Here is a 23,106-nt window from a genome sequence, read left to right as displayed (position 1 = left end):
AATCTGTTTTAGGGGAATAACCTATGTCCGCTGTGATCCAACGCAGCCACCTGGATTGGCTGGAATCCGAAGCCATTTTCATCATGCGCGAGGTGGCCGCCGAAAGCGAAAAGCCCGTGCTGCTGTTCTCGGGCGGCAAAGATTCGGTGGTGCTGCTGCGCCTGGCCGAAAAGGCCTTCCGCCCGGGGCGCTTCCCGTTCCCGCTCATGCACATCGATACCGGCCACAACTTCGATGAAGTCATCGCCTTTCGGGACCAGCGCGCGGCGGAACTGGGCGAGACCCTGATCGTGCGCAGCGTTGAAGATTCGATCAAGCGCGGCAGCGTGGTGTTGCGGCGCGAAACGGATTCCCGCAACGCGGCCCAGGCGGTGACGCTGCTGGAAGCGATCGAGGAATTCGGCTTTGACGCCTGCATCGGCGGCGCGAGGCGCGATGAAGAAAAGGCGCGTGCCAAGGAACGCATCTTTTCGTTCCGCGACGAATTCGGCCAATGGGATCCCAAGGCCCAGCGCCCCGAATTGTGGAACCTGTTCAACACCCGCGTGCATCGTGGCGAGAACATGCGCGTGTTCCCGATCTCGAACTGGACCGAGCTGGACGTCTGGCAATATATCCAGCGCGAGCAATTGGCGCTGCCGTCCATCTACTACAGCCACGAACGCGAGGTGGTGCGCAGAAAGGGCTTGCTGGTGCCCGTGACCCGTCTGACACCGCCGCAAGATGGCGAACAGGTCGAGCGCTTGCCGGTGCGCTTTCGCACGGTGGGCGATATCTCGTGCACCTGCCCGGTGGCCTCCGACGCCGCCGACACCTACGCCATCATCGCCGAGACGGCGGTGACCGACATCACCGAGCGCGGCGCCACGCGCATGGACGACCAGACTTCCGAGGCCTCGATGGAGCGCCGCAAGAAGGAAGGCTATTTCTGAATGCACAACGCCGGCTGCGGCCGGCGGCAGGGGACGCACATGAACGCACTGAACGATTCTTTTCTTTCCGGCGCCGGCACGGGCGTGCTGCGCTTGATCACGGCGGGCTCCGTCGATGACGGCAAGTCCACCTTGATCGGCCGTCTGCTTTACGACAGCAAAGGCGTGTTCGCCGACCAGTTGGATGCCATCTCGCGCGCCAAGCACAAGCGGGTGGCGGGCGACGGCATCGACTTTTCGCTGCTGACCGACGGCCTGGAAGCCGAGCGCGAGCAGGGCATCACCATCGACGTGGCCTACCGCTATTTCTCCACGCCCGCGCGCAAGTTCATCATCGCGGATGCGCCGGGCCACGAGCAGTACACCCGCAACATGGTGACGGGCGCATCGACGGCGGATGTGGCGGTGATACTCATCGACGCCACGCGCGCGGCCGACGGCAAGCTGCTGGCGCAGACCAAGCGGCACAGCACGATTGCGCGGCTGCTGGGCATCCGCCACATTGTGGTGGCGGTGAACAAGATGGACCTGGTGGATTGGGACCGCGCCGTGTTCGACCGCATCCGCGATGCGTATGCGGACCTGGCCACCAAACTGGGCATTGCGCATTTTGATGTGCTGCCGCTGTCGGCGCTCAATGGCGACAACGTGGTGACGCTGTCGCCCAAGACGCCTTGGTACGAAGGCCAGCCCTTGCTGGCGTTGCTGGAATCGTTGGATCTTGCCAGCGACGGGCGCGCGTTGCCGCTGCGCTTTCCGGTGCAATGGGTGGCGCGGCACGGTGGCGATCAGAAGGAAGACTTTCGCGGCTACGCGGGGCGCGTGGCCAGCGGCGTGCTGCGCGCGGGCGATGCGGTCACCGTGCAGCCGTCGGGTGTGACGGCGGTGGTTCGCGAGGTGCGCGTGTTTGACCGCGTGTTGGATGAGGCGGTGGCAGGCGATTCCGTCACGCTGGTGTTGGACCGTGATGTGGACGTGTCGCGCGGCGACGTGATCGTGCACACGGCCGCGCCCGCGCAAGTGACGCGCGAGTTCGAAGCCGAGCTCTGCTGGCTGGATGCGCAAGCCTTGAATCCGGCACGCAAGTATCTGTTGAAGTCGGGCACGCGACTGACGTCGGCGAAGATTCGCGCGGTGCTGTCGCATCGCGACATCCACGAATTGCAGGAAGTGGAGAACACCGAAGGCACCTTGCAGATGAACGACATTGGTCGCGTGACCTTCACCACGCGCGAGGCCTTGGCAGTGGATCGCTATGCCGATGTTCCGGCCACCGGCGCCTTTATTTTGATCGACGAAGCCACGCATCAGACCGCGGCGGCGGGCATGTTGCGTTAGGCCAGGATTGGGCTGGAAAACAACGAATTTTCAGCCCTTTTTTTGGTGTTGTATTTCTTCCAAACGTAATGCTGGTGCGGGTTTCCAGGCGATATCGCCTGGTGAAATCGATTTGTTCAGACGCGCTCCGCGTCTTGCGGTAAAGTGGGGCTGTCTTACGAAAAGGCTTTTGGTGCTTGTCAAAACCACTGTGTTTTTGTACAGTAGTTTTTATGGCACGCACCGATCATTCTTTTCCCGCCGGTTCTGGGTCCCCGGCTGCCGCCCCCGCCGCCTTGCGCGGTCGGGGTGCGGTTACTAATGTTCGGCATCGCTTTCAGCGCGATGGCCGTGTGCAGGTCGATGACGGCTGGTCCGGTTCCGGCCTGCCAGCGGATTTCGTCGAATCCGTCCCTGATAATTTCTCCGACGATTCTCCCAAAAGCGCGTCCGCCCATTCCTCCGCAGCCGGCTCTGGCTCCTTGCGCGGCACGACGGTCATTCCCATCCTGCCCGATACGCGCCTTGAGCCGCCCGCTCCCAAGACGACGGTAACCGCGGAAGAAGCCCGCAAGATGCTGTCGCGCAATGATTCCCCCGATATCCCCTTCGACGTTGCGGTCAACCCTTACCGGGGTTGCGAGCACGGTTGCGTGTATTGCTACGCGCGGCCCACGCATTCGTACCTGGGCATGTCGCCGGGGTTGGACTTTGAAACCCGCCTGGTAGCCAAGGCCAACGCCGTCGAGGCCTTGCGCGCCGAGCTCGCGCGCCCTGGCTATAAGCCGTCGCCCATCAATATCGGTTCTGCTACCGACGCCTACCAGCCCATCGAACGCGACTGGCGCCTGACGCGCGGCATGCTCGAACTGATGCTGGAAACCCGGCACCCGGTAACCATCGTGACGAAGAACGCGCTGGTGGCGCGTGACCTGGACCTGCTGGCGGCGCTGGCGGAACAGAATCTGGTGGTGGTCTACATCAGCATCACCACGCTGGACGCCGGCATGGCCCGCACGCTGGAACCGCGCGCCGCGGCGCCCTGGCGGCGGCTGGAAGCCGTGCGCAGCCTGACGGATGCCGGCGTGCCGGTGGGGGTGCTGGTGGCGCCGGTCATTCCGTTCATCAACGACGAATCCATGGAACACATCCTCCAGGAGTCCAAGGCGGCAGGTGCGCATTACGCCAGCTACACCGTCTTGCGCCTGCCCTGGGAGGTCAAGACCCTGTTCGAAGACTGGCTCAACGCCCATTACCCCGACCGCGCCCAGCGCGTGTTGCATCGCATAGAAGACCTGCGCAATGGCCGCCGCAATGACCCGAACTTCGGTTCGCGGATGCGCGGTACAGGCATCTGGGCAGACTTGCTGCGTCAGCGCTTTGCCGTTGCCACCCGCAAACTGGGGCTGAACCGCCACCGACTGGCGCTGGATTGCGATCGCTTCCAGCCCCCGTTGATGGCAGGCGGCACGCCATCGCTGTTCGCGGCGGGCCTTGCGGCCGGCTCGGGCGGGGCGTCTTCCGGGGCCACCTCTTTGGATGCCAGGTCTTCAGGCGCCACCTCTTCTTCCGATTTCCTATCCCCGGTTGGCGCGCAAGCGTCTTCAGGGGTCCCCCATTCTGGCGGTTTGCCTGCCGTCAGCGGCGCCTATGGGCGCGGCGAGCGCCAATTGCGCGCGTTGGCGGCTGGCCAGTTGTCGCTGTTCGATTGATCGCGGCTCGTCGCCGTGTCGGCCGCTGCGGCGGCGTGGAATCATTTCTTCAAGGAGTTCTTATGAACACCGCTGATTTTTCCGTTTTGTCCGACGAGCTTGTCGTCTCGCTGAACCCACTGCGCCGCGGGGCTCATCGCGCCCGTGCCGTTTGCGCCAAGCTGACGGGGCTTGCCATGCCGTGGACGACCGCATCGGCTGGGGGCGAACGACGCGACCGCAGTCGGTCGGGCACCGCGCCGGCACGCTGGCCGTTTCCGCCCGCGCCGGTTGAAGAGGGCTCGCTGGTGGGGCAGGCCGTGTCGGTTCCCATGTCGGTGCCCGTGGCCTCGCCCGCGGCAGTTTCGATGCCTGTCATTCGTCCCGTCGCTGCACCAGCAGCGGCTCCCACCGCTCCGGCCGCCGAGCGCGAGCGCAGCCTGGGCAACGCCACGGTAGAGCCGGTGACTTCCCAAGTGACCATGAAGGCGATGGTGTTGGACGTGGTGATGGTGCTGGCGTGGGGTGCAATCATCCCCGGCCTGATGTGGCTGGGGGCGGCCGCTGGCTTTTAAGCAGTCAGAGCCCGTCCCAGCCGCAACGCAATCAGCTGGAACCCAGCAGGACCACGCCCACCAGAATGGCAAGGCAGCCGGCCAAACGACCCGGGCCTACCTTTTCGCGCAGCAGGAACATGCCGGCCAGGGTGCCAAGCATCATCGACATTTCGCGGGCAGGCGCCACCAGGCTCAAGGGCGCGCCGTTGCGCAAGGCGTACAGCACCAGGATGTATCCCAGCGGAGACAGCAGGCCCACGGCCAAGGCCAGATGCCAGTGCCCGCGCATGGATTCCCAGGCTTGAGCGCGCCGGCTCAGCATGTGGGGCGTCATCATCGCGGTTCGGGTAACGCAGGTGAACCAATCGAACAGCACGGGGCTGATCAGCAGCACCTTGACGCCATAGGCATCCACCACGGTGTAGGCGGCAATGAACAGGCCGATCACCACGCCCCAGCGCACGCCAACCCAGGCTTGCGCCTGCTTGAAGATGGTCAGCCGGCCCTGGGTGGCGATCAGCAGCACTCCAATGACCACGCACAGCATGCCGATAATGCCGGTGCTGGTGGCCGGTTCGCCCAGCAGCAGGAAGGCCCCTGTCGTGGACAGTAGCGGGCCGGTGCCTCGCGCAATGGGGTACACCACGGACAAGTCAGCCACCTGATAGCCGCGTTGCAGGCACAGGCTGTAGCCCAGATGCAACAGGCTGGATGTCAGGATGGCGCCCACGACGGGCCAGGTCCAGCTCATGCCGTCGTGTATCAGCACCCAGATCACCCATGGGGCATAGAGCACCGATGCGCATAGCCCGTAGGCAAACACGAAAGGCGCGCCCACCATGGCCGCGCGCTTGGCAAGCAGGTTCCACGTAGCGTGGGCCATCGCCGCCAGGACGACCAATATCAGGGACGTATACGACATGAGGGAACAGCGTCAGATGACGTGTTTGTTACAGAAGTGGCAAGGGTACAGCAAGCCAGGGGAAGGGCGCCATTCTACTCGACGGCTGACAGAACTTTTGGTGTAGAATCATTGGTTTGCCAAATCTCATCCTCTGCTTGCGGCACGAGTAACAACATCGGTAAAAATCGCACGGCAAAAATTTTTAGCCCGCAAAGACATGATGATCTAGGAGTTCTCATGAACCTTATCGCTATCCTGGAACAGGAAGAAATTGCCCGTCTGACCGGCGGCCAAGCCAAGCCTGAATTTGCTCCTGGTGACACCGTCATCGTGAGCGTGAACGTCGTTGAAGGCACCCGCAAGCGCGTGCAGGCCTTCGAAGGCGTTGTTATCGCCAAGCGCAATCGCGGCCTGAACTCCGCGTTCACCGTGCGCAAGATTTCGTCGGGTGAAGCCGTGGAACGTACGTTCCAGCTGTACTCGCCGCAAATCGCCGGCATCGAAGTCAAGCGCCGCGGCGACGTGCGCCGCGCCAAGCTGTACTACCTGCGCAACCGCTCGGGCAAGTCGGCACGTATCAAGGAAAAGCTGGTCAGCAAGCAAGCCTCGGCGGCTTGATCGCTTATCGGCACACGGCCCTTCCAGTGTCGGACGTTCGCGCCATTCAGCGTTTCCGTCCGGCACAGGTTTCCGGGTTAAAAAGGCACCTGCGAGGGTGCCTTTTTCTTTTTGCAAAGCCGTATGTCTGATTCCTCGTATTCCGCGCGGCCCCGACGGCCGCTGGCGCGTCCCGGCTTCGATCCGGCGACGCAACCGTGGGTGGTGGCCAACGAGTCCTTGCCGGCCGTGCCCGCCAGCCTGCTGACCCCGCATCGCCTGCGGGGCACACTGACCCAGCCGTCCACCTGGACGCTGGAGCTTTCTCGCGACAACGACCTGCGCTATCCCGGGCGCGAAGGCACGCCAGTGCCTGCCGCCGTGCTGATCCCGTTGGTCACCCGTGACAACGGCGTGCACATCATGCTGACCCAGCGCGCGGCGCACCTGCATGACCATGCCGGGCAGATCAGCTTTCCGGGTGGCCGCATCGAGACCAGTGATTCGACGCCCGTTGCCGCCGCCTTGCGCGAAGCGCAAGAGGAAACGGGCTTGCCCGCCGACCATGTCGAAGTGTTGGGCAGCATGCCGCCTTACCTGACGGCAACCGGTTTTTCGATCATTCCGGTGGTGTCGCTGGTGCGTCCGGGCTTTGAGCTGGCGCCCGACGCTTTCGAGGTGGCCGAAGTGTTCGAAGTGCCGCTGTCCTTTCTGATGGATCCGGCCAACCATCGGCTGTATGAAGCCCGCCTTGATGACGGTCGCGTGCGCAATTATTACGGCATGCCGTACGGCAAGCACTTCATTTGGGGCGCCACGGCAGGCATGCTGCGCAATCTTTATCACCTGTTGCGCAATGGCTTGCAGCCTGGCTGAAAAACCTGGCTTGCAACCCCAAACCATGCAAAAAAAGACGGCCGTTTCGGGCCGTCTTTTGTTTGGAGATGGGGCGTATCAGTAGCGCTGCTGGCCTGCCAGATTCTCTTCCAGAATACGTTCGTACAACGCATAGCGCAGCGGGTTGATCTTGCCTGCCTGCAAAGCGGCAACCACGCCGCATCCGGGCTCACGCCGATGCGTGCAGTTGTAGAACCGGCATTCCTCGATGGGCTGCGTAAATTCCGGGAAGCCACGGATGATGTCGTCGCGCGTCAGGTGCTGCAAGCCAAATGCCTGGAACCCCGGCGAATCGATCAGATCGCCGCCCGGGTCGGGCAAATGGTAGAGCCGCGTGCTGGTCGTGGTGTGCTTGCCCATGTCCAGCGCGGTGGAGTGTTCGCGCGTGGCGGCGCGAGCGTCGGGTATCAGGGCATTGAGCAGGGTGGACTTGCCCATGCCGCTTTGGCCCAGCAGCAGGTTGGTGCGGCCGGCCAGGCGCGGGGCCAGCAAGGTATGCACCTTCTCTGGTTCCAGCGCGCTGAGTTCGACCACCGGCACGCCCAGCGCGGCGATCGGCGCCAGACGCGCGCGCGCGGCCGGCAGTTCTTCCGTCAGGTCGGTCTTGTTCAAGACGATCAGCGGCGAAATGCCGGCGCTCCAGGCGCCAGCCAGGGCGCGCCCGGTCAAGTCGTCCGAGAACGTCGGTTGCACCGCGATCACGATCAACAACTGGTCGACGTTCGAGGCGAACTGCTTGGAGCGCATTTCGTCTGACCGATACAGCAGGTTGCTGCGCGGCAGGATGGCGTCAATGGCGCCTTCATCCTTGCCTTGCGGGGCGATGCGCACGCGGTCGCCAACGGCAGCGCCGGCTTTCTTGCCGCGCGGAAAGCACTTGCGCAGGGAACCATCGGCAAGCTCCACCGTGTAGTGGCGCCCGTGCGCGGCGATGATGCGGCCGTCGATCTGGTCGCCTACGGCTTCGGATGGCGGGGCCGTGGCGCCGTTCCTGGAATTGCGGGTGTTGCTCATGCGGCAGTCGCCATCAGGTGGCGGATGCGCTCGGCGGCGGGGGGATGGCTGTCGTAGAAGGCGGAATGCACAGGGTCGGGAGTCAGCGTAGCAGCGTTGTCGTCATAGAGTTTGACCAGAGCGGACACCAAATGCGCCGGCGAACTCTGCTCGGCCGCATAGCGGTCCGCCTCGAATTCGTCGCGACGGGAGTACCAACTGGCCAACGGCGTGAACATGAAAGTAAAAACGGGAATGACCAGGAAGAACAGCAACAGCGCCATGGCGTCGTTGCGGCCGCCCAGTTGGGGCATCACGCCTAGGTCCACATAGAACCAGGGTTGCTGGGACACCCAGCCCAGGATGGCGAAGAAAGCCAGCGCGGCGCCGAAGCTGAAGAGCACGCGCTTGATGATGTGGCGCTTGGCGAAGTGGCCCAATTCGTGCGCCAGCACGGCTTCGATTTCATCGCCGTTCAGGCGGGCAAGCAGGGTGTCGAAGAACACAATGCGGCGCGAGCGCCCGAAGCCGGTGAAATAAGCATTGCCGTGCGCGGAGCGGCGCGAGCCGTCCATCACGAACAGGCCATTCAACGCAAAGCCGCAGCGCTGCGCCAGGCGTTGGATGCGGCCGGCCAGTTCCGGGTCGGACAGCGGCGTGAATTTATTGAAGAGCGGGGCGATGAACATCGGGTAGACGATCAGCAGCGCCAGGTTGAATACGGTCCACAGCGCCCAGGCCCACACCCACCAGTAGGCGCCCGCGCTGCCCATCAGCCACAGCACGGCGGCGGCCAGCGGCAGGCCCAGCACGGCCGCCACCAGCAAACCCTTGGCGGTGTCCGCGATGAACAGTTCTGGCGTCATGCGGTTGAAGCCGAAGCGCGCTTCCAGTTTGAACTGCCGCCATAGCGTGAACGGCAGGCCCAGCAGACCCAGCACCAGCGCCACCACCACCAGCAAAAGCATCTGGCGCAAAAAGTCATTGCTGGTAAGCTGGCCCACCATCAGGTCTATGAATTGCAAGCCGCCCATCAGCGTCAGGCACACCAGCAGAATCGCGTCGTAGGTGCGTTCCAGCATGCCCAGCTTGACGCGCGCAACGGTGTAGTCAGCGGCGCGCTGATGGCTGGTCAACCCGATGCGGGGCGAGAATTCGGCGGGCACCTGATCGCGGTTGCGCGCGACGTGGCGGATCTGGCGGCTGGCCAGCCACAGGCGCACCGCGATATCGGCAAGCAGGAAAGCAACGAACAGCAGTGTGAACATGGGCGAAGCGGATGGCTCAATAGGGATGTGCGAAAATCGCGTGTTTTATAGGCAAATTATATGGCTGTGAACGAAAATCGCCTGGTCTGGCTCGACATGGAAATGACCGGGCTGGATCCCGAGAAAGAACGCATCATCGAGGTTGCCGTCGTGGTCACCGAACCCGACCTGACGGTAGTGGCCGAAGGCCCGGTTCTGGTCGTCCACCAGCCCGACAGCCTGCTGGATGCCATGGATAACTGGAACAAATCCACCCACGGCAAGAGCGGCTTGATCGACAAGGTTCGCGCGTCGACTGTGTCCGAGGCGCAGGCAGAGGATACGCTGTTGGCGTTTTTGGCGCAGCATGTGCCGGCGGGAAAATCGCCGCTTTGCGGCAACACCATCAGCCAGGACCGACGCTTCATGTTTGCTTACATGCCGCGCCTGGAACAGTTCTTCCATTACCGCAATCTGGACGTCAGCACGCTGAAGGAACTGGCGCGCCGCTGGGCGCCGGCCGTGTACAAGGGCTTCGAGAAAAAGAGCCGCCACGAAGCGCTGGCCGACATCTACGAATCCATCGACGAACTCAAGTACTACCGCGAACACTTCCTGAAAGTGTAAGCAGGCGGCTAGTGCCGGGCTCGTCCGGCAATCAGCCCGCCGCGCGGTAGGACCTTACTCTTTTCGCGCCATGCCCAGTCATACCGTTGCTCAGATTCGCCGCGCCGAGCAGTTGGCGTTGGCAGAGGGCGCGTCACTCATGCCAAGGGCCGGCGCGGCGGCCGCGGCATTTGCCGCCGAACGGGTGGGGCCTGGCGGCTCCGTCCTGGCCGTGGCCGGTCCTGGCAATAACGGTGGGGATGCCCTGGAAGCCGCGACACGCCTGCTGGCGTTGGGCCTGCGCGTTCAGGTGGTGTTGCCGTCTGGCCCCGAAAAATTACCCGCCGATGCGGCGCGCGCCTGGGCGGGCTGGCTTGCCGTCGGCGGTCGCACGCTGGCGTCGCTTCCCACCACGCCTCCTGATCTGCTTATCGACGGCCTGTTCGGCATCGGGCTGAATCGTCCCTTGGATTCCTCGTGGCAGCAGTTGGTCGATACGATCAATGCGTGGCGGGTGCCCGTGTTGGCGCTGGATGTGCCCAGCGGCATCGACGCTGATACCGGCGCGGCGCTGGGCCGGCCTGTCCAGGCCACCTGGACGCTGTCTTTTATCGCTACCGCGCGGGGTTTGACTCGCCCCGGTGCCGGTCGCGACGCCGCGGGCGAATGCCATGTGGACACCCTGGGGGTGTCGATGCCGCCCGGTGACGCTGCCGGCTAGGCGGATTACCCCGACGTACCCTTGCCGAGGCCACGCGCCCTGAAGGCGCGCCGCCCCTCAGGCCGGCCGCCCTCCGAAGCGGGATTCAACCTCAGCCGTCAGCGGCGTGTAACGCTCGTTGTCTTGCCCGGCGCGCGCGTTCAGGTGCGTTTCCGACGCATCGAACACCTTCCAGTAGATGCGCCCGCATAGGGCGCGGGCGGCGTGGCCCGGCCAATTGGCCGGCAGCATCGGCCCAGGTAGTTGCGGGTCGTGCAGCACGATCCGGCGCCAGTGGTGCAGCAGCATGACCCGCACGACAAAGGCGTCGGCGGGCGGCGGCGTTTCTTCCAGCAGCTTTTCCAACGGGCCGAAATTACGCGAGAACTGGCGGTACTGCTCGGCCACGTCGTCCAGGTTCCAGCACTGCGAGGCCAGGCTGGCGATGGGCAAGCCGCCCGCGCCGGCCAGGTCACGGGCGGACAGCACCAACGCCCGGTCCGGAATGCCCAGTTTTTCCAGGATGTCGTGCGCGGCGCTCGCCTCGGTGTGCGGATGCGCGAACAAGCCCGGCGCGATCATGCCGAACCCTTCCCAGACCAGTTCCCGGCGCAGCTCGGCGCGTTCGGCCAGCCCGTTGCCGGTGCGCGGCAACGCCACCAGCGTCCATTCGCCGTTCCAGTCCTGCGTCGCGCCTTCGTAAATGCGCTGCGAGGCATGCGCGGTATGTCGCTGCCCCTGTTCTGAAATCAGGTACAGGCTGCGCCGGCCATGCCGTTCCGATTGCAGCCAATTCTGCGCCACCAGCCGGAAGACACTGGTGCGCAGGAGGCGTTCGTTGATGCCCAGCGGGGCCAGCAGTTCGATCAGGTCGCCAAGCCAGATGGCGCCGCCGTGAGGCGCGAGCGCGTCCCCCAGCAAGCTGACGCAGAGGGATTTGGCGCGAGGGGGGTCGCTTTTCAACAAGCGGGACAGGAAACGGTCCAAAGGCGACGTAGGGTTTGCCATAGGGTGGGCCAAATGCGGCCGATATCGGGATCCGCAATATGATACATAAATCCAATGTGATACAGCTTTGCGTTTGACAATGGTTTTTTTGTATTAAATAATCCGCCTATGACATGACGGCGCTGTGGAACGTTTGCCTTGCGTTTTCGCAAACCGTCTCAAGGAGACAAACATGTACGCTCAACTCGTCGAAACCGGCGTCAAGCAGGTCAAGACCGCGGACCAGCTTGAAGGCCCCGAACAGACGTTTCAGCGCCGCATAGACAATGGCGTGCGCATCGAGGCCAAGGACTGGATGCCCGATGCCTATCGCAAGACGCTGGTGCGCCAGATCTCGCAGCACGCGCATTCGGAAATTGTCGGCATGCTGCCGGAAGGCAACTGGATCACGCGCGCTCCGTCCCTCAAGCGCAAGGCGATCCTGCTGGCCAAGGTGCAGGACGAGGCCGGCCACGGGCTGTACCTGTACAGCGCCGCCGAGACGCTGGGCGTATCGCGCGATGAGCTGATCGACGACCTGCACGCAGGCCGCGCCAAGTACTCCAGCATCTTCAATTACCCCACCCTGAGCTGGGCCGATATCGGCATGATCGGCTGGCTGGTCGATGGCTCGGCCATCATCAACCAGATCCCGCTGTGCCGCTGCTCATACGGCCCCTACGCGCGCGCCATGGTGCGCGTCTGTAAGGAAGAATCCTTCCACCAGCGTCAGGGGTACGACCTGCTGATGCAGATGTGCCTGCACGGCACGCCCGAGCAAAAGGCGATGGTGCAAGATTCGCTGAACCGCTGGTGGTGGCCCGCCCTGATGATGTTCGGCCCGTCCGACGCCGATTCGCCCAACAGCGCGCAATCGATGGCCTGGAAGATCAAGCTCTTCTCCAACGACGAACTGCGCCAGAAGATGGTGGACCAGACCGTGCCGCAGGCCGAATACCTGGGCCTGACCGTGCCGGATCCCGACCTCAAGTGGAACGCCGAACGCGGCCATTATGACTTCGGCGAGATCGACTGGAGCGAGTTCTACGCCGTGCTCAAGGGCAATGGCCCGTGCAACCGCGAACGTCTGGCCGCCCGCGTCAAGGCGCACGAAGACGGCGCCTGGGTGCGCGATGCGCTGGTTGCCTACGCGGACAAGAAGGCGCAGCGCAAGGCCGCTTGAAGCGAAGCGCTTGAACTGCTTTAACCGGCCCAAGCGCGCCTGCGTTCCTCTATTCCACCCAACATCACCTCATCATTGCCGTCCGGAGCGCGCCGCGCGCGCCCGGCATTTCAAGGATATTCATCATGAGCAAAGACTGGCCTTTGTGGGAAGTGTTCATCCGCAGCCAGCACGGCCTGGCCCATAAGCACGTCGGCAGCCTGCACGCCTCGGACGCCGAAATGGCGATCAACCACGCTCGCGACGTCTACACGCGCCGCAACGAAGGCCTGAGCATCTGGGTCGTGCGCGCCTCGGATATCTCGGCCAGCAGCCCCGGCGACAAGGAACCCTTGTTTGAACCGGCCAACAGCAAGGTCTACCGGCATCCCACGTTTTTCCCGATGCCCGACGAAATCAAGCACATGTAAGGCGGCGGGCAGACATGGACAAGACTTTGTTTGAATACCTGCTGCGTCTGGGCGATTCGTCGCTCATCCTGTCGCAGCGCCTGGGCGCGTGGACCGGCCACGGCCCCATCCTGGAAGAAGACCTGGCGCTGACCAATACCGCGCTGGACCTGCTGGGCCAGGCCCGCATGTGGCTGACGCTGGCGGGTGAAGTCGAAGGCGCCGGTCGCGATGAAGACGCGCTGGCCTATCACCGCGACGCCCATCAATTCCACAACGTGCTGCTGGTTGAGCGCGCCAACGGCAACTACGCCGACACCATGGCGCGCCAGTTCCTGTTTGACGTGTGGCACTACTTCCTGTTGCAGCGCCTGGAACAGTCCAGCGACGAACGTGTCGCCGCCATCGCCGCCAAGTCCATCAAGGAAGTCACCTACCACGTGCGCCGCTCGTCGGACATGGTGGTGCGCCTGGGTGACGGCACCGACGAAAGTCACGCCAAGATGCAGGCCGCCATCGACGACGCCTGGCGCTTCACCGGCGAACTGTTCGCCGACGACGCCGTGGACCAGGACGTGGCCGCGCGCGGCATCGGCTGTGAGCTTTCCGCCTTGCGCGCACCGTGGCTGGCCCACGTGCGCGAAGTATTGGAAGAAGCCACGCTGACCGTGCCCGATGAAACCGCCGCCAACCATCTGGCCTATCGTGGCGGCCGCCAGGGCAGGCACACCGAAGAACTGGGCTACGTGCTGGCCGAAATGCAGTACCTGCCGCGCGCCTATCCGGGAGCCACGTGGTGAACGCGCTGGCGCCCATTTCCGCCGACCAGGTCTACGCCTGGCTGCAAGAGGTTCCCGATCCGGAGATCCCCGTGCTGTCCGTGGTGGACCTGGGCGTGGTGCGTGACGTGACCTGGGACGGCGACACCTGCGTCGTCGTCATCACGCCCACGTACTCCGGCTGCCCGGCCATGCGCGAGATCACGCAGGACATCCAGCAGACGCTGGCGCGCCACGGTATCGACGAGGTCCGTGTCGACACCCGCCTGGCACCCGCCTGGACAACCGACTGGATGAGCGAAAAGGGCCGCGAAGCCCTCAAGGGCTACGGCATCGCCGCGCCCGCCGAACGCGCCATCGACATCTCGGGCATCAGCCGCCGCGCCGCCGCGCCCGCCATCGCGTGCCCGCGCTGCGGCTCGCGCGACACGCGGATGGTCAGCAACTTCGGGTCCACGTCGTGCAAGGCGCTATATCGCTGCGTGTCTTGCCGCGAACCCTTCGATTATTTCAAGACTCACTGAGAGCGGTTTCAAGATGAGCACCCAATTTCATTCCTTGAAGGTGGCCTCGGTGGCGCGCAATACGCGCGATGCCGTGGTCGTCACCTTTGACCTGCCCGACACGCTGACCGACGAGTTCGCCTTCCTGCCGGGGCAGTACCTGACCCTGCGCACGCAACTGAATGGCGAAGAGCTGCGCCGCTCGTACTCGATCTGTTCCGCCCCGCACGACAAGCTGCTGCGCGTGGCTATCAAGAAGGTCGACGAAGGCGCGTTCTCCAGTTGGGCCAACCACGAACTGCAACCGGGCCAGACGCTGGAAGTGATGGCGCCTGCCGGCAACTTCACCGTGGATTTCTCGCCCGAGAATCAGCGCCATTACGTGGCCTTCGCGGTGGGCAGCGGCATCACGCCGGTGTTCTCGCTGGTGAAGACCGCGCTGTCGACCGAACCGCGCAGCAAGTTCACGCTGTTCTTTGGCAACCGCGCATCGTCGGCCGTGCTGTTCCGCGAAGAAATTGAAGACCTGAAGAACCTGTACATGGAGCGCTTCTCGCTGGTCTACGTCATGAGCCGCGAGACGCAAGACATCGAACTGTTCAACGGCCGCCTGGACGGCGACAAGGTCGACCAACTGATGTCGGCCTGGATGAGCCCCGAAGACATCGATTACGCTTTTGTCTGTGGTCCGCAGACCATGACCGAAAGCGTGGTCGAGCGGCTGCAAGCCCGTGGCATTCCGAAGGCGAACATCAAGTTCGAGCTCTTCGGCGCGCCCAAGGGGCCCCGCGCGCTGCGCACCGGCCACGACGCGCCGCAGGCGCCGGGCAAGGGCCAGTGCGAAGTGACCGTGGTGCAGGACGGCCACAGCCGCATGTTCGTGATTGATAAGAATAAAGACAGCGTGCTGGACTCGGCGCTGGCGCAGGGCATCGAGCTGCCGTACTCGTGCAAGGGTGGCGTGTGTTCCACCTGCCGTTGCAAGGTCATCGAAGGCGAGGTCGACATGGATGCCAACTTCGCCCTGGAAGACTACGAAGTGGCGCGCGGTTTTGTATTGAGTTGCCAGAGCTTTCCGGTCAGCGACCGCCTGGTTATCGACTTCGACCAGGAAACCTGACGCGGCCTGTGCCAGTCAGACACCCCTAATTCATTGGAGAGACAAGCGTGTCCCAAAAATTCTTCGAACGTCACCAGCCCGTGCTGGAACAATCCCTGGCGGCAGCCGCGTTGCGTGGCTACTGGAGCCCGTTTGCTGAATCGCCCAGCCCGCGCAACTATGGCGAAACGGCCAATGACGACGGCCGCGCCGCCTTCGAGGCCTTGAAGGGCAAGCCGTTTCCGTTGAACCTGCATGATGCCGACGGCACCGTGGGCGGCGAAAAATCGCCGTATGGCTTTGACCTGGGCATTACGTACCCGCACGTGCCGGTCGACAAGCTGATCAGCGCCTCCAAGCGCGCGCTGGAAGATTGGCGCCGCGCCGGCCCGCAAGCCTGGGTGGGCGTGTCGCTGGAAATCCTGGCGCGCCTGAACAAGCTCAGTTTTGAAATTGCCTACGCCGTGCAGCACACCACCGGCCAGGGTTTCATGATGGCCTTCCAGGCCGGTGGCCCGCACGCGCAAGACCGTGGCTTTGAGGCCGTGACCTACGCCTGGCAGGAAATGTCGCGCATTCCGGGCGTGGCGATCTGGGAAAAGCCGCAAGGCAAGAATGACCCGATCCGCATGGAAAAGCAGTTCACCGTGGTGCCGCGTGGCGTGGCGCTGGTGATCGGCTGCTCGACCTTCCCCACCTGGAACGGCTACCCCGGCATGTTCGCCAGCCTGGCCACCGGCAACACCGTCATCGTCAAGCCGCACCCGGGCGCGATCCTGCCGCTGGCCATCACCGTGAAGGTCGCGCGCGAAGTGCTGCAAGAAGCGGGCTTCGACCCTGATGTGGTCCTGCTGGCCGCGCACGAAGCGGGCGACGATACGGCGCAGAAGCTGGCGCTGGATCCGGCCGTCAAGATCGTGGACTTCACCGGCAGCACCGCCAACGGCGACTGGCTGGAAAACAATGCTCGCCAGGCACTGGTCTACACCGAGAAGGCCGGCGTCAACCAGGTCATCATCGATTCCACCGACGACTTGAAGGGCGTGGCGCGCAACCTGGCGTTTTCGCTGGCCTTGTACTCGGGCCAGATGTGCACGGCGCCGCAAAATATCTACGTGCCGCGCGACGGCATCAACACGCCGGAAGGCCGCGTCAGCTTTGATGACGTTGCCGCCGCCTTGGGCGTGGCGCTGGAGAAGCTGGGCGCGGACGCCGCCCGCGCAGTCGAACTGACCGGCGCCATCCAGAACGACGGCATCGTTGAACGCATCGAAAAGGCCCGCGCGTTGGGCCTGCCGGTAGTGGCCGACAGCAAGACGCTGACGCATCCGCAGTTTGAAAACGCGCGTGTGCGCACGCCGTTGCTGCTGCGCACGGAAGCGGGCAACGCGGCCATCAGCCAGGAATGGTTTGGCCCGATCGCCTTCGTGGTGGCCACGGATTCCACCGCGCACAGCGTCCAGTTGGCGCGCGACAGCGTCATCCAGCACGGCGCCTTGTCCTTGTCGGCCTACACGACCGACCCGCAAGTGGCTGACCAGGTGCAGGACGCGGCTGAAGTGTCCGGCGTGTCGCTGTCGTTGAACCTGACGGGCGCGGTGTTCGTCAACCAGACCGCGGCATTCAGCGACTTCCACGGCACCGGCGCCAACCCGGCCGCCAATGCTGCGCTGTCCGACACGGCCTTCGTGTCGAACCGCTTCCGCGTGGTGCAAACCCGCCGTCACGTCTAAGCAGGGCGACGCTTATGAGCTACCAGGATATTCAATTCGACCTGTCGGGCGGCATCGCCCGCCTGACGCTGAACCGCCCCGACAAGCTGAACAGCTTCACGGCCAACATGCACGCCGAAGTGGCCGACGCGCTGGCGCGCGTGGAAACCGAAGGCGCGCGCGTGCTGGTGCTGACCGGCGCGGGCCGTGGCTTTTGTGCGGGCCAGGACTTAAGCGAGCGCAAGCCCGCCGAAGACGGCACGCCGCCCGATCTGGGCGAAACCGTCGACAAGTTCTACGCGCCGTTGGTACGCCGCCTGAACGCCTTGCCCATGCCCGTTGTGGTGGGCGTGAACGGCGTGGCGGCCGGGGCGGGCGCCAACCTGGCGTTCGCGGGTGACATCGTCATTGCCAAGGCATCGGCCAATTTCATTCAGTCGTTCTGCCGCCTGGGCTTGATTCCCGACACGGGTGGTACGTTCGCGCTGCCGCGCCTGGTGGGCCGCGCGCGCGCCATGGGCCTGGCCATGCTGGGCGACAAGCTCAGCGCCAAGCAGGCCGAGGAATGGGGCCTGATCTGGCAATGCGTGGCGGATGAAGAGTTCGACGCAACACTGGAACGCCTGGCGCAGCACTTCTCCACGGCGCCCACCAAGGGCCTGGCGTTCACCAAGCAGGCCATGCAGGCCAGCCTGGGCAATGACCTGTCGACGCAATTGGATCTGGAACGCGACATGATGCGTGAGCTGGGTCGCAGCGCTGACTACGCGGAAGGCGTGGCCGCCTTCCTGGGCAAGCGCGAACCGCAATTCAAGGGGCAATGATGAGCGTACACGTTCCCCCCGTTGAAGCGCCGAGCGATCCGCAGGAACTCGCGCAGGCCGTTGGCACCGTGATGTACGCGGGTGATGCGGCCTCGCAAGGCTTGGACATGAAGGTCGAGGAAATGGCGCCGGGCTATGCGCGGCTGACGATGCGCGTGCGCGCCGACATGCTGAACGGTCACAAGACCTGCCACGGCGGCTTCATCTTCGCGCTGGCCGACAGCGCGTTCGCGTTCTCTTGCAATTCCCGCAATGTCAGCACCGTGGCTTCGGGCTGCACCATCGATTACCTGGCGCCGGGCTTCGAAGGCGACCTGTTGACCGCGGTGGCGCAAGAGCGCTCGCTGGCCGGCCGCACGGGCGTGTATGACGTCACCGTCACTAACCAGGACGGCCGCAACGTCGCCCTGTTCCGTGGGCGGTCCTATCGCATCAAGGGCCAGATCGTGGGGGTTCCCGCCGAAGGCTGAGGATGACACTCCAACGCCAATAGAAACGTCGTCATCCAACCAAAGCCAAGGCCAACGGCATGGCGGCAGCAGCGCGGACCGAGAACCCCGCGCGCCGTCCACACCGGTGTAGAAAGAATTTCAGGAGAGAGATAACCATGTCCAACACCATGAGCAAGCCGGGGCTGGACCCCATCGAGCATGCCAGCGAGGATGAACTGCGCGCGCTGCAGCTTGAGCGCCTGAAGTGGTCGCTCAAGCATGCGTACGACAACGTCCCGCACTACAAGAAAGCGTTCGACGAAGCGGGTGTGCACCCCGATGACCTGAAGCAGTTGTCCGATATTTCAAAGTTTCCTTTCACGACCAAGAAGGAACTGCGCGACAACTATCCGTTCGGCATGTTCGCGGTGCCGCGCGAGCGCATTTCGCGCATCCATGCGTCCAGCGGCACGACCGGCAAGCCGACGGTGGTGGGCTACACCAAGGGCGACCTGGACAACTGGGCCAACCTGGTGGCGCGCTCGATCCGCGCGGCCGGCGGCAAGCCCGGCGACACGGTACACATCGCCTACGGCTATGGCCTCTTCACGGGCGGCCTGGGTGCGCATTACGGCGCCGAGCGCCTGGGTTGCACGGTCATCCCGATGTCGGGCGGGCAAACTGAAAAGCAGGTGCAGCTGATCAATGATTTCCGTCCGGACATCATCATGGTCACGCCTTCCTATTTCTGCAATATTCTCGAAGAACAGCGTCGCCAAGGCATTGATCCGCGTCAAAGCTCGCTGCGTATCGGCATCTTTGGCGCCGAGCCGTGGACGGGGCAGATGCGTGCCGACATCGAGGCCGAGGCGGGCATCGATGCGGTCGACATCTATGGCTTGTCGGAAGTGATGGGGCCGGGCGTGGCCAGCGAATGCGTGGAAACGAAGGACGGCCCCGTCGTCTGGGAAGACCACTTCTACGCCGAGATCATCAACCCCGACACCGGCGAGCCCGTGGCCGACGGCGAGCCGGGCGAATTGGTGTTCACGTCGTTGACCAAGGAAGCGATGCCCATCATTCGCTACCGCACGCGCGACCTGACCCGCCTGTTGCCGGCTACCGCGCGCAGCATGCGCCGCATCGGCAAAATCACCGGCCGCAGCGACGACATGCTGATTGTGCGGGGCGTGAACATGTTCCCGACGCAAGTGGAAGAGCTGGTGCTGAAGATTGCGCAACTGGCGCCGCACTACCAGTTGGTGCTGTCGCGCACCGGCAATATGGACGAGCTTGAGATCCTGACGGAAGTGCGCGCGGAGTTCTCGGGTCTGTCCGATGCCGAGCGCAATAACCTGGGCAAGCAATTGCAGCATGCCGTGAAGACGCACATCGGCGTCAGCGCGCGCATCCAGGTGTCGGACGCGGGCCATGTTGAACGCACGCTGACGGGCAAGGCGCGTCGCGTGATCGACAAGCGTCCGAAGGTGGTCTGACGCCGTCGTGTCCGGTGCAATAAAAAAGCAGCCGCTTGGCTGCTTTTTTATCTTGCCAAGGTCCGCACGATGCGCCGGTACCAGATGTGCAGCAGGATGGCGGACAGCGCCAGGCCCACCATCGCCATCAGCCACATGCTGCCGGCGCCTTCGGGTGAGCCGGGCAAGAGCACGTTGCGGATACCGTCCAGGCCGCCACGGCCCGGGCCGAAACCGAACCACCAGCCGCCGACCAGACCCACGCCCGCCAGCGCCACCACCTGCAATAGCAGTGGAACCACGGCCACCTTGTACGCGCGCAGCAGGTAAGAGTTGATGCACTGCATGGAATCGAACAGGTGAAACAGCGGCAACACGGCTAGCAGCGTCGTCGCCACGGCGGCCACGCCGATGTCGTCCGTGTACGCGGCCAGGATCAGCGGGCGGCCCACCAGTAGTACGGCGGAGGTCAGCAGCGCGCCGATCAGGCCCAGCGCCAGCCCGGCCATGCCGGTGCGGTGCGCGTGCGCCAGATTGCCGGCGCCAATGGCCTGTGCGGTCAGCGCGGCGGTAGCCACGCCCAGCGCCATGGGCATCATGTAGCACAGGGCGGCCAGGTTCGACATGATCTGGTGCCCGCCGGTCACATACGTGCCTTCACGCGCCACCAGCAGGGCCATGAAGGTAAAGGCCGACACTTCCACCAGGTACGAACCGCCCATCGGTACGCCCAGGCGCAGCAACTCTTTCAGCGTCTTCCAATCGGGCTTGCCGATGCGCAGATTGAAGCGCCGGTAGAAGCGGTCATGCGTGATGACCCAGAGGCCCAGCCCCAGGCTCATCCACGAGACGATCGCGGTCGCCAGCCCTGCGCCGGTGGCGCCCATGGCGGGCAGGCCCAGGTTGCCGTAAATAAGCAGCCAGTTGAAGAATGCCTTGAAGGCGATGGCCGACAGGTTGATCGCCATGACGAGCTTTGGGCGCGATACCGAAGTGCCCAGCGCGTAGATGGTGCGAAAGACCAGTGCGGCCGGTAGCGCCAGCACCAGCGCCTGCAGATACGACCCGATCCGTTCGCGCACGCCAGGGGCCACATCGCCCGACATCGACAGCCACACGTCCGGAAACAGCATCAGCACCGCGCCCACCATGGACAGGCCCAGCGCCAGCCAGACGCCTTGGCCCCAACTGCGGCCGACTTCGTCGTTGTTGCCGGCGCCGTAATGCTGGGCCAGGATCGGGATCAGCGCGTGAACCACGCCCATCAGGCCCACGAAAACGGTGATGTAGATGGATGCGGACAGGGCCATCGCGGCTAGGTCGCTGGCGCTGGAGTGTCCCGTCATGGCGGTGTCCAGCACGCCGAACGAAATACCGGCCCACTGGCTGATCAGCACTGGCCAGGCCTGCTTGGCGATGCCGCGCAGGGTGGCGCCGAAAGATATCGGCGCCGCGTTTGCGGGGGTCATCGGTTGGGGCCGACTCGCAGTAGTCGGAACACTTCCTGGCGGTCGGCGCGACGGCCGCCTTGCCACAGCACGTCTGCGCCATCGCTATAGGCGGCGGTGTTGTCGCGCAGGCTCTGGTTGTTGGTCTGTTGAAGGATCAGCGTGCACTTCGCGTCGAACGTGAAGCTCAGGTTATTGAAGATCAGGAACGAGGCGCGTTGGCCGCTGCCCAGGCTCAAGCCGCGCACGCATTCGCCGGGCCGAGTGTGTTGCGCCAGCGCCTGGGCCAGTTGGCCCGACACGGTGCGATAGCTGCGCGCGTAGTCCACGGCGGGTTGCCACAGCAGCACCAGCAGGATCCACGTCACGGTCAATCCGCCGGCGGACAGCACGGTGCCGCGCCACAGGGCTTGCGGCCGCACGCGCAGGCGCCACACCACCAGTGCGATCCACGCCACGGTGAAGATCACCGCCAGGGTAAAGGCGCCCCACGAGATGACGGGCTCGTAGCCGGTCGTCTGGCGGGCGATGTTGCGGGAGATCTGAGCCGGCCAGTGGAAGTGCAGCGCCACCCAGCCCAGCCAGGCGGTCGCGGCCGTCAGCGAAAAGCACATGACGGCAAACCAATCCAGCGTGTTGACGACGCCACGGCGCAGGGTCGGCAACGAGAACGCGCCCAGCACCGCGCACGGCACCGCCAGCAACACATATTCGGAATCGGTGGCTTCTTCCAGGCCAAACAGCACCGCGGCCGCGCAAACCAGCAGCATCAGCGGCAGCCAGATGTGCGGCGCGTAGATCCAGTCGCGCCAACGCCACGCGGCCAGCAGGGCCAGCGGCCAGGTCGGCCACAGATACCAGGGAAGATCGCGCAGGGTACGGCCCACGTCGTGCCAGGATGGCACGGCGAAGGACGACAGGTTCCACGTCTTCCAGTTGCGGATCCAATACTGGCTGCTTTCGCTGGCCGGGATCCACCAGGCCAGGATCAGCGCGACAGTAACCAGCGCCGCCCACGGCAGCCAGCGTTTGCACTTCCACAATTGGCTGCGCGGGTAGAAGGCCAGCAGCGCGCCGATCATGATGGGCGTGGCGCCCACCCAGCCGCGCGTCAGGAAGCTGGCGGCCAGCGCGATACCCAGGGTGGTGGTGCCGGTGAAGGGCCGGTCGACACTGCGCGCCAACGAGTAGAAGGCCAGCGCCTGGCAGGCCATGATGGCGGGCACGACCGTGGTTTCATGGGTGCGTTGCAGGATGCCGACCGTGGCCAGCAACAGCAGCAGGGCGGCGTCGGCCAGCATGCGTCCGTAGTCACGCGGCTCGGGCTCGCCGCCGAAGGGCAGGGCCAATGGTTGCGCTTCGCTGCGGCGACCCAGCAGGTACGTGCCGTACCAGACGCTTGCGGCGGTAATGCCGAACCACAGCAGATTGGGCAGGCGGCCGGCGGTGATGTCGCCGATGAACGGGCCGAACAGCCAGATGCAGATGGCGCCCACCCAGGTGACCAGCGGGCCTTCCTCGGCGTGGGCCAGCAGGCCCACCTGAGGCAGCAACCAGGTTATGCCGCCTTCGCGGATCGCCGTGATCATCGTCGCTAGGCCAACCGCATCGTCTGTTTTCCACGGGTCGCGCATGAACAGGCCGGCCACGATATAGGCCAGGGCCAAGCCCAGCAGAATCAGTCTGGGGAGCTTTGCGGTCGCCACGGAAGTGAGCCGGGCGGGAGTGGAAAAAGAAAGTGGGGACACGGGCGTTAATGTAACCGAGTGATCTGGTTGCGCCAGCCCCCAACCGGTAAAAAGCCGGCTAGGGGGGAAAAAAAAGCAGCCCGAAGG

The 23,106-nt window shown here is 64.3% G+C and carries 23 protein-coding genes; 17 read left to right on the top strand and 6 right to left on the bottom strand.

The features are described from left to right. The first annotated feature begins 23 nt into the window (after positions 1-23). The 4 genes from cysD to M2361_RS21750 all read left to right on the top strand — a co-directional run bounded on the left by cysD (position 24) and on the right by M2361_RS21750 (position 4,515). On the top strand, positions 24-932 hold the full coding sequence (gene cysD / locus M2361_RS21765) for a sulfate adenylyltransferase subunit CysD (RefSeq protein ID WP_259251746.1): 909 nt from the start codon (positions 24-26) through the stop codon (positions 930-932). A gap of 39 nt (positions 933-971) precedes the next feature. Continuing rightward, positions 972-2,270, top strand: coding sequence for a sulfate adenylyltransferase subunit 1 (locus tag M2361_RS21760; protein WP_259251745.1), 1,299 nt, complete (start codon positions 972-974; stop codon positions 2,268-2,270). Positions 2,271-2,482: 212 nt separating this feature from the next. Then, positions 2,483-3,961, top strand: coding sequence for a PA0069 family radical SAM protein (locus M2361_RS21755; protein ID WP_259251744.1), 1,479 nt, complete (start codon positions 2,483-2,485; stop codon positions 3,959-3,961). Positions 3,962-4,023: 62 nt separating this feature from the next. Beyond that, positions 4,024-4,515 carry a hypothetical protein gene (locus tag M2361_RS21750; protein ID WP_259251743.1) on the top strand — a complete coding sequence of 164 codons (492 nt, stop codon included), beginning with the start codon at positions 4,024-4,026 and terminating at the stop codon, positions 4,513-4,515. A gap of 31 nt (positions 4,516-4,546) precedes the next feature. Here the strand turns inward: M2361_RS21750 and M2361_RS21745 are convergent, their stop codons facing one another. Next, positions 4,547-5,419: a DMT family transporter gene (locus M2361_RS21745; protein ID WP_259251742.1), complete on the bottom strand. Its 873-nt coding sequence runs from the start codon at positions 5,417-5,419 to the stop codon at positions 4,547-4,549. A 219-nt stretch (positions 5,420-5,638) separates the two neighbouring features. On the opposite strand from M2361_RS21745, the gene rplS reads away from it, so the two are divergent. Continuing rightward, positions 5,639-6,019, top strand: a complete 381-nt coding sequence (rplS, locus tag M2361_RS21740; protein WP_006218237.1) for a 50S ribosomal protein L19 — start codon at positions 5,639-5,641, stop codon at positions 6,017-6,019. Positions 6,020-6,142: 123 nt separating this feature from the next. Beyond that, complete coding sequence (locus M2361_RS21735) at positions 6,143-6,874, top strand: CoA pyrophosphatase (protein WP_259251741.1); 732 nt, start codon at positions 6,143-6,145, stop codon at positions 6,872-6,874. A gap of 78 nt (positions 6,875-6,952) precedes the next feature. Here the strand turns inward: M2361_RS21735 and rsgA are convergent, their stop codons facing one another. Further along, positions 6,953-7,909 (bottom strand): ribosome small subunit-dependent GTPase A, encoded by a 957-nt coding sequence (gene rsgA, locus M2361_RS21730; RefSeq protein ID WP_259251740.1) that lies wholly within the window; start codon positions 7,907-7,909, stop codon positions 6,953-6,955. Beyond that, entirely contained in the window at positions 7,906-9,156 is a 1,251-nt protein-coding gene (locus tag M2361_RS21725) for a M48 family metallopeptidase (protein WP_100857169.1), read from the bottom strand. The genes rsgA and M2361_RS21725 overlap by 4 nt, the downstream gene beginning before the upstream one ends. A 60-nt stretch (positions 9,157-9,216) precedes the next feature. Here M2361_RS21725 and orn point away from each other — a divergent pair, with 60 nt between their 5' ends. Both orn and M2361_RS21715 read left to right on the top strand, forming a co-directional pair. Further along, entirely contained in the window at positions 9,217-9,762 is a 546-nt protein-coding gene (gene orn / locus M2361_RS21720) for an oligoribonuclease (RefSeq protein WP_050447887.1), read from the top strand. 70 nt (positions 9,763-9,832) lie between these two features. After that, the gene (locus M2361_RS21715) at positions 9,833-10,462 is read left to right on the top strand and encodes an NAD(P)H-hydrate epimerase (protein ID WP_259251738.1); all 630 of its coding nucleotides are present in this window, start codon (positions 9,833-9,835) and stop codon (positions 10,460-10,462) included. Between the two features lie 57 nt (positions 10,463-10,519). Here the strand turns inward: M2361_RS21715 and paaX are convergent, their stop codons facing one another. Then, the gene (paaX, locus tag M2361_RS21710; RefSeq protein ID WP_259251736.1) at positions 10,520-11,449 is read right to left on the bottom strand and encodes a phenylacetic acid degradation operon negative regulatory protein PaaX; all 930 of its coding nucleotides are present in this window, start codon (positions 11,447-11,449) and stop codon (positions 10,520-10,522) included. 172 nt (positions 11,450-11,621) lie between these two features. Between paaX and paaA the strand changes: the two genes are divergently transcribed. From paaA to paaK, 9 genes are all read left to right on the top strand, one after another. Further along, on the top strand, positions 11,622-12,611 hold the full coding sequence (gene paaA, locus M2361_RS21705; protein WP_259251735.1) for a 1,2-phenylacetyl-CoA epoxidase subunit PaaA: 990 nt from the start codon (positions 11,622-11,624) through the stop codon (positions 12,609-12,611). Positions 12,612-12,736: 125 nt separating this feature from the next. Next, complete coding sequence (gene paaB, locus M2361_RS21700; RefSeq protein ID WP_050447891.1) at positions 12,737-13,021, top strand: 1,2-phenylacetyl-CoA epoxidase subunit PaaB; 285 nt, start codon at positions 12,737-12,739, stop codon at positions 13,019-13,021. A 14-nt stretch (positions 13,022-13,035) separates the two neighbouring features. Beyond that, a complete protein-coding gene (paaC, locus tag M2361_RS21695) occupies positions 13,036-13,800 on the top strand; it encodes a 1,2-phenylacetyl-CoA epoxidase subunit PaaC (RefSeq protein WP_259251733.1) in 765 nt (254 codons plus the stop codon). After that, positions 13,797-14,303: a 1,2-phenylacetyl-CoA epoxidase subunit PaaD gene (paaD, locus tag M2361_RS21690; protein WP_100857884.1), complete on the top strand. Its 507-nt coding sequence runs from the start codon at positions 13,797-13,799 to the stop codon at positions 14,301-14,303. Before paaC ends, paaD begins: the two co-directional genes overlap by 4 nt. Before the next feature lie 13 nt (positions 14,304-14,316). Next, complete coding sequence (gene paaE / locus M2361_RS21685; protein WP_259251732.1) at positions 14,317-15,402, top strand: 1,2-phenylacetyl-CoA epoxidase subunit PaaE; 1,086 nt, start codon at positions 14,317-14,319, stop codon at positions 15,400-15,402. Positions 15,403-15,449: 47 nt separating this feature from the next. Beyond that, positions 15,450-17,114 (top strand): phenylacetic acid degradation protein PaaN, encoded by a 1,665-nt coding sequence (gene paaN, locus M2361_RS21680; protein WP_100857163.1) that lies wholly within the window; start codon positions 15,450-15,452, stop codon positions 17,112-17,114. A gap of 14 nt (positions 17,115-17,128) precedes the next feature. Beyond that, positions 17,129-17,917, top strand: coding sequence for a 2-(1,2-epoxy-1,2-dihydrophenyl)acetyl-CoA isomerase PaaG (gene paaG / locus M2361_RS21675; RefSeq protein WP_259251731.1), 789 nt, complete (start codon positions 17,129-17,131; stop codon positions 17,915-17,917). After that, a complete protein-coding gene (gene paaI, locus M2361_RS21670; protein ID WP_050447926.1) occupies positions 17,917-18,387 on the top strand; it encodes a hydroxyphenylacetyl-CoA thioesterase PaaI in 471 nt (156 codons plus the stop codon). Before paaG ends, paaI begins: the two co-directional genes overlap by 1 nt. Before the next feature lie 137 nt (positions 18,388-18,524). Further along, entirely contained in the window at positions 18,525-19,844 is a 1,320-nt protein-coding gene (gene paaK / locus M2361_RS21665) for a phenylacetate--CoA ligase PaaK (RefSeq protein ID WP_100857161.1), read from the top strand. 47 nt (positions 19,845-19,891) lie between these two features. Here paaK and M2361_RS21660 read toward each other — a convergent pair whose 3' ends face one another. Then, on the bottom strand, positions 19,892-21,292 hold the full coding sequence (locus M2361_RS21660; protein ID WP_259251730.1) for an MATE family efflux transporter: 1,401 nt from the start codon (positions 21,290-21,292) through the stop codon (positions 19,892-19,894). After that, on the bottom strand, positions 21,289-23,019 hold the full coding sequence (locus M2361_RS21655; protein WP_259251728.1) for a glycosyltransferase family 39 protein: 1,731 nt from the start codon (positions 23,017-23,019) through the stop codon (positions 21,289-21,291). Before M2361_RS21655 ends, M2361_RS21660 begins: the two co-directional genes overlap by 4 nt. Positions 23,020-23,106: the final 87 nt, after the last annotated feature.

This window comes from Achromobacter sp. JUb104, assembly GCF_024806975.1.
GTDB classification, from domain to species: domain Bacteria; phylum Pseudomonadota; class Gammaproteobacteria; order Burkholderiales; family Burkholderiaceae_B; genus Achromobacter; species Achromobacter spanius.
The sequence above is the reverse complement of the archived record's forward strand: the minus strand, read 5'-3'. Positions and strand labels throughout refer to the sequence as shown.